Raw genomic sequence first — 16,716 nt, 5'->3', positions numbered from 1 at the left:
TAGTTGACGACACGTTGTCATAATGGGTATGCTAAATTTAACGACAAAACTGAGAGGAAGACTGTGATGAAATACCGTCAAGAAGCAGATACATTGGGAACGGTCAACGTACCGGAGAATGCGCTATGGGGACCGCAAACGGAACGGAGCCGCCACAATTTTACAACGGGCCCACTGATGCCGATGCCAGTGATTCGAGCATTGCTACAGCTGAAACGGGCGGCGGCGGTCGCCAATCGTGATCTGGGTGAACTGCAAGAAGCTAAGGCCCAACTGATTATTCGGGCGGCTGATGAGTTGCTGGCCTTACCGGATGCTCAGTTGCGGCCAGATTTTCCGTTACACGTGTATCAGACGGGGTCTGGGACGCAGACGAATATGAACGTCAACGAGGTCATTGCCCACCAAACCATGGCGTATGAGCCAACCAGTGGCGTGCTGCCCAACGACGACGTCAATCACGGACAAAGTTCAAATGATACGTTTCCCACGGCAATGGCGGTGACGTCACGCATGGCCGTCGTAGGGTTGGAAACGAGCGTTCAGAAACTTATCGATGAGTTAAAAGTGAAGCAACAAACCTATTGGCGGGTGGTTAAGATTGGGCGCACCCATTTACAGGATGCGACGCCCTTAACATTTGGTCAGGAAGTCAGTGGTTGGGTCAGCATGTTGGAACATGATTTGGGCTACCTGCAGTCGTTGGCGGATACACTACTGGAACTGCCAATTGGCGGCACGGCCGTTGGCACGGGATTGAACGCTGCACCGGGATTCGACATAGCGGTGGCGGAACAGCTAAGTCAAGCGTATGGTCAAACGTTTACGGCTCGCACGAATAAGTTCTTTGGTTTGGCGGCCCACTCCGGGTTGAATGTCGTTCACGGCGCGATTAAAACGCTGGCGAGTGATCTCTTGAAAATTGCGAATGACATCCGCTTTTTGGCGAGTGGTCCCCGGGCGGGTTATAACGAACTGAATATTCCGGCAAATGAACCAGGGTCGTCAATCATGCCTGGGAAGGTCAATCCCACTCAGGCAGAAGCATTAACGATGGCGGCAACGCGAGTCATGGGTAATGACGTCACCATCACGGTTGCCGCCTCGCAGGGGAACTTTGAAATGAACGTGTATAAGCCAGTTCTGTTGGCAACCTTCTTGGAGTCCACGGACTTACTCCAAGGCACGCTGACTGGCTTTACAACAAAATTAGTCCACGGATTGACGGTCAATGCCGAACACATGCAGTCACTCGTCGACAACTCACTGATGACGGTCACGGCGTTATCGCCCCACATCGGCTACCATGCCAGCGCAGAAATTGCGCAGGCAGCGGAAAAGAATGGGACGACCTTGCGTGTGGCGGCGCTGAAGTCGGGGGCGGTCACGGCAGCACAGTTTGACGAATGGGTCGATCCGTTGGCCATGACGAACTTGAATCGAGAAGAGAACTAGTGATCGGTTAAGCAACGTTAGAAACGTGAATAGGGAAGTGCGGGGTGGTCGCAGTCGGTCAATAAACTTAGCGATAGTTCTTAGCAGGGAAGCCAAGCGATAGGCAAGGCTTCTTTTTTTGACGGGAAATTTCCAGATGGATTCCTAGTACCCCCGTTTTCCCGTATACTGAAGCGGACAGATTTAAAAAAATCAAAAATGAACCGTTACTTTTTACCAACTCATTCGTTACATAGGTGTAAGGGGAGGAGGTTGACATGCGATTACAGCAATATGAAAATCAAATGGCACAGATGGCCGTAGAACTTCAGCGCTATTTGGTGAGTCGGGGAGCACAAAGCGATGTTGCGGCGGACATCGTCCAGGATGTTTTCGTTAAATTATTAGAGATGCAATTGGTCCTGCCGGCAGATAAGTTGCGTCCCTACATGTATCGGGTTGCTTGGTCAACTTACTTGGATTATTATCGTCGCACCCAACGTTATCAGGATTTAGTCACGCGCTATCTTGGACCGGCAGCCATGATACCACCACAACCGGTGGATTCGGGAGTTGAACAAGCAATGGCGCAATTGTCATCTAAGGAACGCCATTTATTATTGCTGCGTTATGACCAAAGCTTGTCGATCGCACAAGTGGCAGCTCAGTTAAAGGTTCGGCCAGGTGCGGTTAAAATGCGGTTGCATCGGGTCCACAAGAAGTTAGAAAAGATTATGACGAGGAGTGAACAAAATGAATGACGAGAAACAATTTCGCCGGTTAGCCATTCGGGTAAAGATCACACGCTGGTTAATCACCATTGGAATCAGCATAGTCGTCCTATTTTTGGCGGCCATCGGCGGATACTGGTTGACGCAAAAACAAGCCGGAAAAGCATCTAAGGCGGATGATCATTTTATGGAATTGGCCGCGCAAGTGATGGCCCCCAACATTACGGTTAGTGACCGCTATCTAGCGGATACGAACTTTATGGGCGGCAAGGTGACGAGCCATCGTTATAAGGAAATCGAAGGCTATCGGGAGTCGTGGTCACCAATGGTGCAGGCATACTCCTGGAGTTGGTTGGGCAATCAATCAAGCGAAACGATGAATGCGGTGGATGAGACAACAACGGCCGCCTATGATCGATTGACACAACATAAGGTGCCACTTTTTTACAACCCACAGGTCAAGCAACCGGACATTAAGCGTGCTACCGATATTGACAAAGTAGCTGGGAGCAAGGGCGCCGTTGCCGAAGTAGCCGTTTCTTTTGAACGTCCCCTGACCTACGCACAGATTCAACAACGTTTACCGAAGAAACTGCATGCTGTCTGGTACTGGGCCGGCGTGAGCCCCAAGGCCGACGCCACGTTTATGGATAATAATTATTTAGGTGTGCAGGCAGATGCACAAGGCCATTTACGACAAACGAAGGATGAAAATGACTACCAGAGCTTTCACCGGGCCTTAACAGAGTTCGTTAAACTAGGCTGGGATAGTAGCTATAATAACTTTAGCCTGCACAAATATGCCAAGACGTACGCGCAACAAAATCCAACCTTAAAGACGGCTAAGTTTTCAGGAGTCATTGTCACGGGGGACAGTGAGAACTTTAAGCCACTGGTTGATGCAAGTTGGATCTATTCAAGCTCGGCTGGTTTTTTTCAGCAACGATCGGTGATCAAATAGAATGAGTTGTCGCAGTTAATGATCGCTTCAACCGTCAATAATAGCTGTACATGGCAGAGTGGGACATCAGGCGGTTAGTTTGCGAGCATTAACGTGAGACCAGAGGTTATGCCGGGTTTTGGTATAATTTCTGGTCTCGGGTTAAGCGCAACAAACTGCCTGGTAGCGCACGTTTCGATATGATAATGGCAAAAAATAAAATCAGTTTTCTCAGAAGAAAATATGGCCAATCCCGCCTTCTGAAAAAACTGATTTTTGAGTAATGTTCCAGACTTTTGCGTTAAACGTAGATATATCCACGCTATCGAATTTTTACTAAAGGACGATGTAGTAGCTAGGTGCCCAGTAAGTTTGACTAAAGACACCAATACCGTCATTCTCGTTTTGCGCGGCAACGTAGGTTCCGTTACCTAAAGAGATGGCATCGTGATAAGGAGCCGTTTCTGAACCCCAGAAGAGGATAGCCCCAGCTGGCGCATTGGCCACATCGTAGTGGTGTGTGCCCAGTTGGGTTTGTTGATAAGTTGTCCGAGCACTCAGGCCCAAAGCATATTGGACCAAACCAGAACAGTCGAAGCCGGCAGTGGTACTCCCACCGTAAACGTAAGGGGTGCCGCTGTTAGCGATGGCTAACGCAGTCGCGACACCGTTACCACCAGTCACTGTGGCCGATTGAGCGGCTGTGTTGGCCGTGGCTTGATGGTGGTAGGCTGTCTGGGTAGCCGTCGTATGAGTTGAATGGCTGGTCGTGGTCGCCGGTGAACTGACCTGCGTGGTTGGCTGGGTTCCGGCAGTCCCAGTTGCGGTTGACATATGTGCGGAAGCCGTTGTGGCCCCGGATAGGAACAGGGCTGCGGCCCCGAATGTGCTGATCAAAATTTTCGTAGTGGTATTGATAGTGTTCACTCCAATGATTAAGTATTTGGTAGTCTGCGATGACGACTACAACTATTAGTTTAGGGAAGTCACGTTGCGCCGCCGTTTCAGTTAAGTAAAGACTGGACGACAATTTAATGACGAGAGATGTTACGCCTCATTAATAACTTGTAGGCTGATCATTGCACTTAGTTAGGCAAACATGAAAATTGAAGGTCGGTCCGCGCTTCTGTGGAGATGGCCATGCTAAGCTGTACGCGGTGGGTAAATAAAGAAGAAATCGGCGTTGTTTAGCTTGGAGCGTGCATCTCAACCAAAGTTAACACACAAACTGGGTCTGAGATAGCTATCCCAAACCCAGTTTGATTTTTAAAATGTAAATGGTTAAGCGTGGGTGAGGGGATTCCGCTTCAAATCCAGGTGGAACCGAAGCATGATCAACAGGTTAAACCCAACCGTCATTAATATCATAATTAGCCAAGCATTGGGCAAGCTGATGTTGGTCGAAATGGCTGAGCGCAGGACCTGAATCAGATAGGTCATGGGCAGCCAGGGATTGAGTGCTTGGGCAAAGCTGCTGACGAGTGGGAGTGGGTACAGGCCACCAGAGCTCGCTAATTGCATGACCAGGACAATGGAAATGAGCCAAGTCCCAAAGCCACCGAGTAGTAAGCGAAGGCAGAAGATGAGTGATAAGAAGAGTAGTGATCCCAGTAAGATGGCGGCAAATAGCCGAGCGTTAGAGCGGGTGGTGAGGGCGTTTGCCTGATGTAAGGTAAAATCAAGCAAGCCACTCTGTAAGAGGGCGACCCCAGCGATAATGCCAGCTTTACTGCCCCACCAAGCGAATGCAGAGTGTGGATCGCTGTAGGTGCGGCGGCCATCATACATGGTGCCTAACGCAATGCCGCCAACATAGAGGCCAATGGCGATGGCAAATGGCGCCATGCCTGTTCCGTTGTTCGGTACACTAGCAATATCGTGGGTGGCCGCGACAACGGGGGTCGCCAATGCATCCGCCGTGGTTGGTCGCGTGGCAATGGTCGCTAAACGCAAGCTACCACTGGTTAAGGACCGACTCAAAGCCTGACTGCCCATTTGAACTTGGGTTAAGCCGTGTTGAGTGGCGGTGAGGCCAGTGGTCAACGCGATACTTTTCAATGGTGCAGTAGCAGCTAGCAATTTTTGATTGCCGGCTAGGAGTTGTTGTGACCCGGTCGCTAATTGTGTACTGCCACCGGCAGCCCGGGTCATGCCTGCAGTAGCACCATTTAGTGCAGTTAGAAGAACCTTAGTCTCCAGCTGAGTCACCTGATGACTGACCTTATTGGTGATGGCGGTGCTAGCCCCGGTCGTCATTTTGGAAACGATGTAGTTAGCACCGGAGTTCAGGTCGTAGTGAAGCACCATTTGATGAGGAGCCGCCGTGAGAAGTGTTGTGGCGTTGTAAGAAAATTTTCGAGGAATGGTGACGACCATGTAGAGCTTACCGGCCTTTAACTGGCGGTGGGCAGCCTGGGCACTGAGCTGATGAAAGTCTAGTGAGGAAGAGTTATCGAGATTATGAGTAAGCTGCTGGCCAATCGCAATGGCTTGACCATGAATGGTGACAGCGCGGTCGTGATTGACGACGGCAACGGGGATGTCATCGGTATGACCGTACGTGTTCCACATTGAGGAGAGGTAGAGATAGCAGTAGATAGCGGGGATGATGGCAATCATGAGGAGAACCACGAGCATCATCTTATGGTGATATAAAAACTTCAATTCACTTTTGAACATTGGAAATCGCCCCTTTGAAATAAACATGGTGTTGATTGAACGGTTACAGAATAGCAGGACAATTTTGATGGGGCAATCAACAATTTAAGGGGTCATGGTGAGTTGAAATGCAGGTGGTTTACTGAGCACCAAAGGGAAACTGTGGCATAGGTAGTTAGCAAGCAATCAACAAATTTGGTGAGATTGACGATTGGCAGCAGTTGCAAAAAGTTTTAAGCTGATAACAAAATCAACGGGGTGTTGAGGGGATGATTGGCATGGAAACGAATTTAAAAATGATCGGTACAGAACGAAAAATTCAGCAAGCCTTTATTAAATTGGTGATGCGGGAGGGATTTGACCACTTGACGGTCCAACAGTTAAGTCAGCTGGCGCAGATCAATCGTGGGACCTTTTACCTCCACTATTTAGATAAGTTTGATTTGCTAACGCACTATGAAAATGATTTGGTCACGGCGATTCAGCTTATCTTTGAGCGCTATCCGAAGCCCAACACTGAGACCAATAGTGAGAAAAACGCCTTTCAGCAGATGTTTAACTATCTCTATCGTCAACGACAATTGGTTGTCGCCCTGATCAACAGTCCGGCCTCGCAGTTGGCAGCCCGAATTAAGCCGGTCATTGCAAATGTCATTGGTCGACCAGTGGCTAATACCAAGATTCCCGTGAATTTTGCTCAGGAGATCGTCACGCAGGGAATCTGGGATTTTGTGTGCTTCTGGTTGACCCAAGAGCCAATTCAGCAGCCACAGGAGGCGTACGAGATCTTCACGGCGAGTCGTCAGTTGTCACCGCAACAGTTGTTACGAGGAGAATAGGTACAAAAAACTCTCTGAGGGTGTCGCTTCGCTCTACCCTCGTAACCATATGATGAAATGAACCGCCTTTCCCAGTATACTTACGGGAGAGGCGGTTCATTGTTCATCGATGGTTTATTGGTGCTGGATTTAAGCCCGTACAAAAAACCACATTCGCGAAGGAATGTGGTTTTTCTCGTCATAGGTTTTAAACGTACTGGCATTTATGGAGCCGGCGGGGATCGAACCCGCGTCCTAGCATATTGCCAACTTAACGTCTACACGCATAGGCAGACTACTTAAAGTTTCACTGAATAACTTGCCGCCTGTCAGGGCCCACATACTCAGCTAACCTGATTCATCTCTTCTAACGTACTTCAGGTGGGAGCCGTTAGCGTAAGCCCGTTAAATTTAGGACCCAGATCTAGACCGCGGGCAAGCCTAGGAGGATCTACGTTAAGCGCCTATTAAGCAGCTAAAGCGTAAGAATTGTTATTATTTTTTGCAGTTATAATAAACTGGACCTTTTAACGTAGATGCCGCTACGACGCGCAGTCAAGCTTCAACCTATACCAGTCGAATCCAGAACGGCCCCATGACGATACTCATATAGTGTAGCATACCTCAACGGTTGTGAAAACTATTTCGTTCGGTTGCAGCTAATTTAAGGAAATATCAACGACTACGGTATAGTATAATAGGTAATTAAGGGCCCACACGGCCAAAAATAAGTGACCGGCGAAAAGTTACAGAAACTTCATGATTCTATCATGGGGATGTCTGATTAACCTGTTAAGTTCAAGACACTATGACTCACTAGCTTTTTGCCGGCTCCGAATACGTGAAAGACTGAACCTTTGGAGGTAGCAATGAAGTTATTAATGATTGAAGACAACCATTCAGTATCACAGATGATGTCCATGTTCTTTAAGAAGGAGCAGTGGGACGCGCAATTTGCCTACGATGGCAACGAGGCGGTCGAGATGTTTGCCGCCGCACCCAATGACTGGGATATGGTCACGCTAGACCTGAACTTGCCCGGTATGGACGGTATGCAGGTCAGCGCCGAGATTCGCAAGCTTTCGCCGACTGTGCCGATCATCATGTTGACGGCTCGGGATTCAGAAAGCGATCAGGTTTTAGGCCTTGAAATGGGCGCGGACGATTACGTCACGAAGCCGTTCAGCCCAATTACGCTGATTGCCCGGATCAAGGCGTTGCATCGACGAGCCGAGCTGGGACCAATTTCACAGTCGGCCCCTAAGCCATTGAACGATACGGAATCATTTGACGTGGTCACTGAGAATTTTAAGCTCAACACGAAGACCCGCGAAGCCTATTTAAATGGTCGGCAGATTCAAGACTTAACGCCTAAGGAATTCGATTTACTCAAGACGCTAGCCCAGAAGCCACGCCAGGTCTTCTCGCGGGAACAACTCCTGCAGTTGGTGTGGGATTACGAATACTACGGTGACGAACGTACTGTGGATGCCCACATTAAAAAATTACGGCAAAAAATCGAAAAGGTTGGTCCCCAGATTATCCAAACGGTTTGGGGGGTGGGTTATAAATTTGACGATAGTGGAGCAAACTAACAATGAAGTTAATGTATCAACAAATGTTGGGATTCTTTGCGGCCATCACAATTATTCTGGTTCTAATGGGCGTGTCCTATTCGCAGATGACCCGGCACATGGTGTACAGCAATACGTGGAATTCTCTGGAGAAGTACTCCAACAGTCTAATTGAGCAATCGTTACGCATTAGCTCGCAGCAACCCAAGACCGTTAACTTTGACACGACGGCGCTGGAGAATAGTGAACAGTTGTTGCAAAATCAAGCAGTCAGTACGGCCATTTATAATGCGTCGAACCGGATCGTTTTCCCGGCGAATGTCTATCAACAATCCATCGATCGTTCCGATTGGAAGAAGTTAAAGAATAATCAAATTATTCACAAAGTTGTCGATCGACGCGTCCGCAATAAAAACGGACAGGTGGGTCCCGCGGTGACCGAAGTGATGAAACCTTACTTCTATAATAATAAGCTGGTTGCGGTCGTTGTGATGGGGGCCTTCGTCTCCGATATCAATACTAACGTCAACCAGATCAATCGTAATCTGATCAAATCGCTGCTAGTCTCTTGTTTGGTGGCAATCATCGCCAGTTATATTTTGGCCCGCTACTACACGTCACGAATTAATCGGCTACGAAAAGCAACCAATCAAGTGGCGAAAGGAAATTATGACGTGCAAATGGCTAGCCGTAATCGAGACGAAATTGATGACCTGATCAACGACTTTAACGGCATGGCACATTCGTTGAAAGATTCACAAGAAGAGATTCAGCGGCAGGAAGAACGGCGTCGGGAATTCATGGCCAATGCATCGCACGAAATGCGGACGCCACTGACCACCATCAATGGTCTGTTAGAGGGATTGGCCTACGATGCGATTCCTGAGGAGAGCAAGGAAGAAAGTATCGAACTCATGCGTAGTGAGACCAGTCGACTGATTCGCTTGGTCAACGAGAACTTGGACTACGAAAAGATTCGATCGGACCAGATTATGCTCAATTTGCATGAGTTTAACGCTATCGATGCGCTCCATAACATTGTGGAACAGCTGAAACAAAAGGCTGATGACAGTGGGGATACACTGGAGTTGCAGGCTCCTAAAGAAATTCCGGTGTATGCCGATTACGACCGGTTTGTCCAGATCATGTTCAATATCACCCAGAACGCCATTCAGTTTACCCAGCACGGGGATATTACCATTTCTGCCCAACGGGGGTATGAAGAGACTATCGTGAAGGTTGCCGATACCGGAATGGGGATGTCTGATAAGCAACTTCAGAACATTTGGGAACGGTATTACAAGGCCGATCCGTCACGAAAGAACACCAAGTATGGGGAGTCCGGTCTGGGCTTGTCCATCGTGCATCAGCTGGTTCAACTGCATCACGGGAAGATCAGTGCTACCAGTAAGGAAGGGGTCGGCACGACCTTTACCGTCATTTTCCCCGACCAACATCAGACGAATTCTGAACGCGCCAAGCCAGTCGAGTAATCTGGAGCTGTGCTGAACCGCGTGACATGTTACAATGAGGGGAACCATTTAAGGAGGAAACTTTTGAAACGAGTACAAATTACCGGAAAATCCGTCCGTAAGTTCGAGGACGGCTATCCCATCGTATCTTTAACAGACCTAGAAAACCATAATGACTTTGAGGACGGCGCGTGGATTCAACTGGAAAACCACGGCCATTTCGTCGCCACAGCTTACTTTGCAAAACAACACCGAGGCATCGGCTACGTGCTGAGTCTTCGGGAAAATGAAGCAATCGACGAACGGTTCTTTGCTGGCAAACTGCGGGCAGCACTGGCTCGGCGCTCAGCCTTCGCTGACGCAGCAGCTTACCGGCTGTTTAACAGCGTTGGGGATAATCTCGGTGGCTTAATCATCGACGTTTACAACGGAGTGTACGTCTTCCGTTGGGAAAATCAGGCCTTGAAGCAGCAGTCACGATTGATCTACTCTGCCTTTGATCGAATCGTGGGGAAGACCTTCCCCATTGTTTCCGTGGTCACTGGTCAGGAAAAGGCCCAACTTGTTCGTGGGGATTTAGGCAAGCAACCCATGACCGTCATGGAAAATGGCATTGCTTATCCCGTTGACTTGACGTCCGGGCGCCAACAATTAGCTTTAGAGTTCCGCGACATTCGGGACTGGGTCAAGACAGACAGCGCCCAAAAGCGTGTATTGAACCTCTTTAGTGCCGAAACAGGAGTTGTCACGGCCGCGATGGTCGGTGGTGCGGTAGAAGCCGTGACCGTTGATCCAACGAACCGGGCAACAACGGCGACACAAGCGCAATTAGATGCCAACAACCTGGATCAAGCCGCCGTTGAAATGCGGACCATGGATGTGACCAACTATTTGGACTACGCCGTGAAGCATCAGTTGACGTTTGACACGATTGCCATCAACCCACCAGCTTTCGTTCGGGGAAAGAAACGGGCCTTTACCTTGGAACAAGACCTGCAAGCAGTCCTTGAACAGGCGTTGAAATTGACCCATACCGGTTCACAGGTGCTGGTCACAACGACGACACCAACGTACAATTTGAAACGATTACGGCAGACGGTAAACGATGCCGTTGAAAATTATACCGGTTCTGTAAGTGTTTCCACAACTTTCCAGTCACCAGACGATTTCCAAAGCAATCCTTCAGACCGACACAGTGAATCATTAAAGGGTTTACTACTATTAGTCGTTTAATGAAAACGATTGAAAACTAGCATAATAAGTACCGATTGGTAAGATAGACCACTTGCCAATCGGTATTTTTTTAGACAACAATGGTTTACTTTTGGAATGGAAACATTTAAACTTACTATTGCAAATTAAGAAGCGCTTACAGAGAGAAAAGTCAGAATTGAAACGAGAGTTGAGGTTTACAAATGGGTGTATTATTAGCTTTAATTCCAACGGTGTGTTGGGGTAGTATTGGATTAATTAGTGGTCGATTAGGTGGGACATCTTACCAACAAACGTTGGGGATGACCGCCGGGGCCGTCATCTTTGGGATTTTCTCCTTAGTGTACTTCCACAGTCAATTGACTGGGATGGCAATGTTGGTTGGGGTTGCTTCTGGACTCTGCTGGGCCGTTGGACAGTTTGAACAGTTTCAGGCTATGAAGTTTATTGGTATTTCACGAACGGTGCCAATTTCAACTGGTCTGCAATTAGTCGGCACGGCATTGGCCGGTGTCTTACTCTTCCATGAATGGAAGACCACTAAGATGGTCACGATGGGCACCATTGCTGTTATCGTCTTAATTGCCGGTGCAGCTTTAACCTCCTTGCGTGATAAGAAAGCGGTTGCTGGTACGGAACACATGGAAGCCGGTAAGGGATCCGTTGCAATCGTTGTCTCAACGATTGGTTATGTGCTCTACACCGTGATTGTGAACATGTCTGGGATTTCATCGAAGACCATTATTTTCCCACAATCCATCGGGATGATTCTGGGTGCCTTGATTTTCGTCATGTTCTCACGGCAGAAGGTTTGGCATAAGGCCACTGCCAAGAACATGATTACCGGACTGGTCTGGGGCATTGGGAACTTCTTTATGTTCATGGCGATTCCATCGGTTGGATTGGCGATTAGCTACTCGCTGGCACAATGTGGGATTGTTATCTCGACGTTCGGAAGCATCTGGTTACTGGGTGAAAAGAAGACTAGTCGTGAAATGGTCTACATTACGATTGGGTCACTTTTAGTCGTTGCTGGTGGGGTAACTCTCGGCATAATGAAATAGTTATAAACGGGCTGATGACGGGCGTTGTCGGCCTTTTTTATTTCCCAAAAAGTCTGGACTAGACCATTTACATTTTAGAGAAATGCGTTATAATGGACTAGTCAATAATAATAAAAGTGAGGTTATCTAAATATGGCACATATCGCCTTTGATCGTTCCAAACTTGACCCGTTTATTCATGACAATGAGTTAGGGGAAATGCAAGCGCTCGTTACCGCTGCGGATAGTGAACTCCGTAATGGGACTGGTGCCGGTAGTGATTTCCGTGACTGGTTGGCTTTGCCACACGATTACGACAAGGAAGAATTTGCACGCATTAAGGCTGCGGCTAAGAAGATTCGTTCCGATTCCGAAGTGCTCGTTGTGATTGGTATCGGTGGGTCTTACTTGGGCGCGAAGATGGCCGTGGATTTCTTACACGACACTTTCTTTAACTACTTACCAGCCGAAAAGCGGCAAGGCCCCCAAGTCTTCTTCGCTGGGAATTCGGTTAGTCCTGATTATGTTCACGACTTGATCAACTTGATCGGCGACCGAGACTTCTCTGTCAACATCATTTCAAAGTCTGGGACGACGACGGAACCTTCCATTGCCTTCCGGATTTTCAAAGACATGCTGATCAAGAAATACGGCGTTGATGGTGCTAAAGACCGTATCTACGCAACGACTGATAAGGCCCGTGGCGCACTGAAGACTGAAGCCGACGCTGCTGGTTACGAATCATTCGTTATCCCTGACGGTGTTGGTGGTCGTTACTCTGTCTTGACGGCTGTTGGATTATTGCCAATCGCTGCTTCTGGCGCAGATATCGATGAACTGATGAAGGGAGCTGCGGATGCTCAGGATGCTTACACAAATCCTGATTTGACTAAGAACGAAGCTTACCAATACGCTGCCTTACGGAACATTTTGTACCGGAAGGGTTACACCACGGAACTACTGGAAAACTATGAACCACGGCTCCAGTACTTTGCAGAATGGTGGAAGCAATTGATGGGTGAATCCGAAGGGAAAGACCAAAAGGGAATCTACCCATCTTCCGCAAACTTTACGACCGACCTGCACTCCTTGGGCCAATACATCCAAGAAGGTCGGCGGAACTTGATGGAAACCGTTATTACGGTTGACCAACCACAAAATGATGTTGACGTTCCTAGTGCTAGTGATGACTTAGATGGTCTGAAGTACTTGGAAGGTAAGCCAATGAGTTTTGTTAACACCAAGGCTTATCAAGGTGTTGTTTTGGCTCATACCGATGGTGGCGTACCTAACATGGGCGTGCACATCCCAGACCAAACACCTTACACGTTAGGCTACTTGATCTACTTCTTCGAAGTGGCTGTTGCCATCTCAGGTTACTTGAACGGCATCAACCCATTCAACCAACCTGGTGTTGAAGCTTACAAGACGAACATGTTCGCGTTGTTAGGCAAGCCTGGCTTTGAAAAGTTAGGTAAGGAATTAAACGCACGTCTTTAATCCTAATTAAAGTGACTGATAAAATACTCTACCAAGATTATTGGTGGGGTATTTTTTGGCTTATCGGGTTTATGAGATTAGTGAGGCCCATCCTTGGCAGCAGGAGGACTAACGCGGATATAAAACGTTTAATTGTGTGATGGGTGTCAAATCTGACTGGCAAGCCAATTACCCACTTAGTTCATAAGCCGACAAATGGCGTCAGGACAACGTTAGTGGTGATAATTTTTTTCGCTGGTCAATAGAAATACAACGTCAAGGCAGGGTTACTAGTTCTCTCTTTTTCAACGACCCTAATTTTTTCTTGCTGACAAGCCACCTAATTAAATACCAGTTATAGTGAATACAAGGCAGTCGAAGTATTGTCTGAAATAAGTTGCTTATGAGGCCAGTGATTACCAGAATTACTGTTTTAATGATGGCAACTGCTGCTTTAAAGTAAATTGGAGGAGGATTACGATGCGAAGGAAGATAACCGCTGTCGTGATGGGTATAGTGATAGCCATCATCGTCTATCTTGTCGGAGGCCTCGGTGCTGGTGGCATTACGGCGCATGCTAGTAATATATCGATTTCTGGTGTGGGTGAAAATGATGCTATTATTACGGATGCTAATGGGAACCGAATTCCTAATGGAAGTGACTTGAGCAAGTGGGACAACTATATGGTTGATTACACTTGGGGGCTACCGGACGGCGAGACTATCCAGAATGGTGATACGGCGACCGTAACATTTCCATTTTCCGCTGTGGGTCGGCGAGATGTGACCTTTCCACTCTACGATGATAGTGGTCGGCAGATTGGGACGTTTACCATTAAGGAGGGTGAAAACACCGGGACGATTACCTTTAACGATGCCTTAGCTGGCACGGCGACGAACCGACGGGGGACCTTGAAGTTCTACGTTAAAGGAAGTTCACAGAACCAAAACGTTGGGTTGGATTGGGGCATTAATAAAATTGGCTGGGTCAGCGAGCACAATCCAGATGGCACGCCAGCGCGGTTGACATGGAACGTGGCCTTTAACCCGAACAGTACGAACATGGGTCAAGTTGTTATTACTGACAACATGGGTCCTAATCAGGAGTACGTTGATGGGAGTGTGCAGGCCACAACCGGCCACTTTGATCCACAGACGGGGGACTTTAACAGTGATGGAGGTTCGCTAACGCCCACGGTTGAAGCGGCTGGCAATACGCTGATCTTTACGTTTGAAAATGTCAAGACGGCCGTAAACATGACATATCATACGATTCCGACGGTTACAGGGACTGGCGGAGAGTGGCTGAATACCGTTTCGATGAATGGTCAGAACATTACTGCTCGGATCGCATGGGGAGGCTCTGGAAGTGGCAATGGTGATAACAGTGGGAACGAAAAAGTCCCCAGTGAAGTTATTTTGACTAAAGAGGATAGCGAAACGGGTCAAAAACTAGCCGGAGCCGTTTACGACTTGCTGGACAGTGCCGGTAACATCATTAAAGCGGGACTAACGACAACTGCAGACGGAATGCTTACTTATTCAGGCTTGGAGGCTGGCAACTATCAATTTGTTGAGGTGACACCACCAACTGGCTATACGTTGAACAAGGAACCATTACCGTTTACAATTACGGCTGGAAGTACAGCGACTGTGTCAGTTAAGGCGACCGATACAAAGGAAGACAGCGGTGAGACCACGCCACCAGTGACGGAGCCAGAGAACCCTGGAACAACGACGCCGCCAGTAACGGAGCCAGAGAACCCTGGAACAACGACACCGCCAGTGACGGAGCCAGAGAACCCTGGAACAACGACACCGCCAGTAACGGAGCCAGAGAATCCTGGAACAACGACACCGCCAGTAACGGAGCCAGAGAACCCAGGGACAACGACACCGCCAGTAACGGAGCCAGAGAACCCAGGGACAACGACACCGCCAGTAACGGAGCCAGAGAACCCAGGGACGACCACGCCACCAGTAACGGAGCCAGAGAACCCAGGGACAACGACACCGCCAGTAACGGAGCCAGAGAACCCAGGGACAACGACGCCGCCGGTAACGACGCCAGAGAACCCTGGAACGACGACACCGCCAGTAACGACGCCAGAGAATCCTGGGACGACGACGCCACCGGTGACGCCACCAACCACGCCGGAGAAACCTGAAACCACAGTGCCACCAGTAAAGCCAACGACACCAACACTGCCGACTAAACCAACGAAACCGAACAAACCGGTAACATCGCCAACAACATCTGGCAATAACGGTTCGACCACGGCGACGCCAGGGACAACGACTGGGGGAGCAGGGGCTTCTTCAACCGGATCATCGACAAGTGGGAGTAGTCAGGCAAATGGCAACGGGTCATACGTTGGGACCACCTTACCGCAGACCGGTGAAAATCAGTCTCGTGGTCTGGTGTACACAATGGTTGGCTTAGCCTTACTGGCTATCGCAGGCGGATTTGGTTACGGTTGGTTACGGAAACACTGAGAGTGAGTGAATAGAAATTAAAAGGGACCATGGTTTCTCGGACTTTCTTCGAGGAGCCGTGGTCCCTTTTTAGCCGACGATTATTTTTTAGTCGAGAACGGGAAACGACATAATGTGTCATGCTGTTTTTGTATAATTTAAGAGCGGTGGGGGCGTCCCCAATCAATAAACTAGGTAGGGGCATCACCCATCAAAACAGGAAGATTACGGGAAAGGGGAAACGTACAGTGAAATATGTCAATAGGCGTTGGCTCATGGGGATGATTGTCATTCTGGGGGTGATTGGAGTTGGTTTAATCAGCCCAGTCAATGCGCAGGCAAAAGCACAGGCTAATTTTCCACGAAAGACGATTACGTATCACATCTCGTCAACCGGGCGTTATTACCAGGGTGTGTGGCAGTTAGCAGTCAAGAATTGGAATCGGTTGAAGGTGGTCAAGCTGGTGGAAACACGTGATGCGACGACGGCTAATATCGTGTTGACAACGATTAAGACTGCTGGAAAGAATTATGCTTATACGGATACAGCGAGTTACCCACCAGTGGAAAATGGTGATGATGATTCAACTTTAGAGACGACGCAGTCCCCCAATTACAAAATTCTATTGTCGCGCAAAATGATGAAGCAATTTTATTTCAACAAGACTGAAAGAGCTGGTTGGGGGAGTACCGCAATTGGTGATATCTTAGGATTGCGACCGTCCAAAAATTTTGAGAGTGTCATGAATTTTTCGTCATTTAAGGAAGATAAGCCAACCAAGTATGACAAGAAGAATCTCCAAAAGCTTTATCGAAATTTACCGGTTTAAACTAGTCGACAAAATTTAAAAATTCTAGAGGGACAACTGGGCAGTTGCTT

At 48.4% G+C, this 16,716-nt stretch carries 13 protein-coding genes and 1 other RNA gene; 11 read left to right on the top strand and 3 right to left on the bottom strand.

Annotation, left to right across the window (positions count from 1 at the left end; genetic code table 11):
• Positions 1–66: 66 nt before the first annotated feature.
• The 3 genes from FAY32_RS07605 (at position 67) to FAY32_RS07595 (ending at position 3,126) form a co-directional block, all read left to right on the top strand.
• Entirely contained in the window at positions 67–1,455 is a 1,389-nt protein-coding gene (locus FAY32_RS07605; protein WP_143462847.1) for a class II fumarate hydratase, read from the top strand.
• A gap of 257 nt (positions 1,456–1,712) precedes the next feature.
• Complete coding sequence (locus tag FAY32_RS07600; RefSeq protein ID WP_143462846.1) at positions 1,713–2,195, top strand: RNA polymerase sigma factor; 483 nt, start codon at positions 1,713–1,715, stop codon at positions 2,193–2,195.
• Positions 2,188–3,126, top strand: coding sequence for an anti sigma factor C-terminal domain-containing protein (locus tag FAY32_RS07595; RefSeq protein ID WP_225428308.1), 939 nt, complete (start codon positions 2,188–2,190; stop codon positions 3,124–3,126). The genes FAY32_RS07600 and FAY32_RS07595 overlap by 8 nt, the downstream gene beginning before the upstream one ends.
• Positions 3,127–3,441: 315 nt before the next feature.
• Here FAY32_RS07595 and FAY32_RS14980 read toward each other — a convergent pair whose 3' ends face one another.
• Together FAY32_RS14980 and FAY32_RS07585 are read right to left on the bottom strand one after the other, a co-directional pair.
• Positions 3,442–4,002 carry a C40 family peptidase gene (locus FAY32_RS14980; protein ID WP_263862546.1) on the bottom strand — a complete coding sequence of 187 codons (561 nt, stop codon included), beginning with the start codon at positions 4,000–4,002 and terminating at the stop codon, positions 3,442–3,444.
• Between the two features lie 384 nt (positions 4,003–4,386).
• On the bottom strand, positions 4,387–5,784 hold the full coding sequence (locus tag FAY32_RS07585) for a YhgE/Pip family protein (RefSeq protein ID WP_143462844.1): 1,398 nt from the start codon (positions 5,782–5,784) through the stop codon (positions 4,387–4,389).
• 257 nt (positions 5,785–6,041) lie between these two features.
• Here FAY32_RS07585 and FAY32_RS07580 point away from each other — a divergent pair, with 257 nt between their 5' ends.
• Positions 6,042–6,602: a TetR/AcrR family transcriptional regulator gene (locus FAY32_RS07580; protein WP_143462843.1), complete on the top strand. Its 561-nt coding sequence runs from the start codon at positions 6,042–6,044 to the stop codon at positions 6,600–6,602.
• 203 nt (positions 6,603–6,805) lie between these two features.
• Here the strand turns inward: FAY32_RS07580 and ssrA are convergent.
• Positions 6,806–7,176, bottom strand: a transfer-messenger RNA (tmRNA) gene (gene ssrA, locus FAY32_RS07575).
• A 274-nt stretch (positions 7,177–7,450) separates the two neighbouring features.
• Between ssrA and FAY32_RS07570 the strand changes: the two genes are divergently transcribed.
• From FAY32_RS07570 to FAY32_RS07540, 7 genes are all read left to right on the top strand, one after another.
• Complete coding sequence (locus FAY32_RS07570; protein WP_143462842.1) at positions 7,451–8,176, top strand: response regulator transcription factor; 726 nt, start codon at positions 7,451–7,453, stop codon at positions 8,174–8,176.
• Positions 8,177–8,178: 2 nt separating this feature from the next.
• Positions 8,179–9,648 (top strand): sensor histidine kinase, encoded by a 1,470-nt coding sequence (locus FAY32_RS07565; protein WP_143462841.1) that lies wholly within the window; start codon positions 8,179–8,181, stop codon positions 9,646–9,648.
• 63 nt (positions 9,649–9,711) lie between these two features.
• Positions 9,712–10,860, top strand: coding sequence for a class I SAM-dependent methyltransferase (locus tag FAY32_RS07560; protein WP_143462840.1), 1,149 nt, complete (start codon positions 9,712–9,714; stop codon positions 10,858–10,860).
• Positions 10,861–11,042: 182 nt separating this feature from the next.
• Entirely contained in the window at positions 11,043–11,903 is an 861-nt protein-coding gene (locus tag FAY32_RS07555; protein ID WP_143462839.1) for a GRP family sugar transporter, read from the top strand.
• 132 nt (positions 11,904–12,035) lie between these two features.
• Positions 12,036–13,382 (top strand): glucose-6-phosphate isomerase, encoded by a 1,347-nt coding sequence (locus FAY32_RS07550; RefSeq protein ID WP_143462838.1) that lies wholly within the window; start codon positions 12,036–12,038, stop codon positions 13,380–13,382.
• Positions 13,383–13,841: 459 nt separating this feature from the next.
• On the top strand, positions 13,842–15,857 hold the full coding sequence (locus tag FAY32_RS07545; RefSeq protein ID WP_143462963.1) for a SpaA isopeptide-forming pilin-related protein: 2,016 nt from the start codon (positions 13,842–13,844) through the stop codon (positions 15,855–15,857).
• Between the two features lie 227 nt (positions 15,858–16,084).
• Entirely contained in the window at positions 16,085–16,666 is a 582-nt protein-coding gene (locus FAY32_RS07540; RefSeq protein WP_143462837.1) for a hypothetical protein, read from the top strand.
• Positions 16,667–16,716: the final 50 nt, after the last annotated feature.

Origin of the sequence: Levilactobacillus enshiensis, assembly GCF_007115095.1 — a bacterium.
Classification (GTDB): domain Bacteria; phylum Bacillota; class Bacilli; order Lactobacillales; family Lactobacillaceae; genus Levilactobacillus; species Levilactobacillus enshiensis.
The sequence above is the reverse complement of the archived record's forward strand: the minus strand, read 5'-3'. Positions and strand labels throughout refer to the sequence as shown.